Below are 1,000 nucleotides of genomic sequence, written 5' to 3'. Positions count from 1 at the left end.
GCAGCATGAAGGTTCATTGCCATAATCTTCTTTTGTTGTTAGGTGATCGAGAAATACAAACTCTATGCAATGTATATACAAGGGCCGGCCGATGGAGCAAAAATCTTGTTGAGTACAGGACGCGCGGAAGCAAAAGACGGCAAGGTTTCGACCAAGAAAAATAGCCAGTTGGTCTTGCGTCTGGACAAGGATGAGCGGGACGCGTTCGTTCAGCTATGCAAAGAGCTGGACACGTCAGCTGCACGAGAAATTCGTCGGTTCATTCGCGCTTTCATGAAAGAACACTCCGAGGACTGAGCCATCAGGCTGGGCGGCGCAGGACAGCCGTGGCCACACCCATCCCGATCAACGTCACCCCTCCGAACCGTGTCATAGCAGTGATGACGCCCGAACGTCCTATCATCTGTCGCAAGCGGTCTGCCAAAAAGGCATATGCCAACGCATTCAACCATGCCAGACCCACGAAAGTTGCGATCAGGATGAAGAATTGCGGCCCAAGTGGGTCAGCCGGGCGCAGAAACTGGGGGACGAAGGCGATAAAGAATGCAATGGATTTTGGGTTCAGTGCGGTGACCGCGGCGGCATGGCCAAATACGCTGCGGGCGGTGACATCGCGTCCGGTCTCCACAGTCTCCAGACCACCCGATGGCGCGCTGCGCAACAATTTGATCCCCAGCCAGACCAAATAGGCCGCCCCGACCCATTTAAGGGCCGTGAACATCGTAGCTGATGCCAGAACCAATGCGCCCAGTCCCAATAGCGAGGCCGTCATGGCCACCAGATCCCCAACAGCTACGCCCGTGGCCGAGGCCACGGCCACGCTGCGCCCTTTGGACAAAGCATAGCTGAGCACCAGCAAGACAGTCGGGCCCGGGATTAGCAGGAGGGCGGTGGAAGCAGCGACAAAAGCGAGCCAAAGATCAAGGGACATTGGAAATCCTGTGAATGCGTTTTTCGCAGCAAGCCCGGACCGGCGCGCAAGGTCAAGCCCTGCGAGTCT

General features: G+C 56.6%; 2 protein-coding genes. One reads left to right on the top strand and one right to left on the bottom strand.

Translation table 11 applies throughout. The features are described 5' to 3' along the window. The first annotated feature begins 105 nt into the window (after positions 1 to 105). Positions 106 to 297: a hypothetical protein gene (locus ACR0DT_RS25085; RefSeq protein WP_254453022.1), complete on the top strand. Its 192-nt coding sequence runs from the start codon at positions 106 to 108 to the stop codon at positions 295 to 297. Between the two features lie 4 nt (positions 298 to 301). Here ACR0DT_RS25085 and ACR0DT_RS25080 read toward each other — a convergent pair whose 3' ends face one another. Next, the gene (locus ACR0DT_RS25080; protein WP_170561003.1) at positions 302 to 931 is read right to left on the bottom strand and encodes a LysE family translocator; all 630 of its coding nucleotides are present in this window, start codon (positions 929 to 931) and stop codon (positions 302 to 304) included. Between the last annotated feature and the right edge of the window lie 69 nt (positions 932 to 1,000).

Source organism: Ruegeria sp. BI11 (genome assembly GCF_056538005.1).
Note: the sequence above shows the minus strand (reverse complement) of the source record. Positions and strands in the feature narration are given on the sequence as shown.

What these genes read in the sequence shown, in the direction of transcription:
- ACR0DT_RS25080 (WP_170561003.1), bottom strand. Translation starts at nt 931, where the DNA reads ATGTCCCTTGATCTTTGGCTCGCTTTTGTCGCTGCTTCCACCGCCCTC.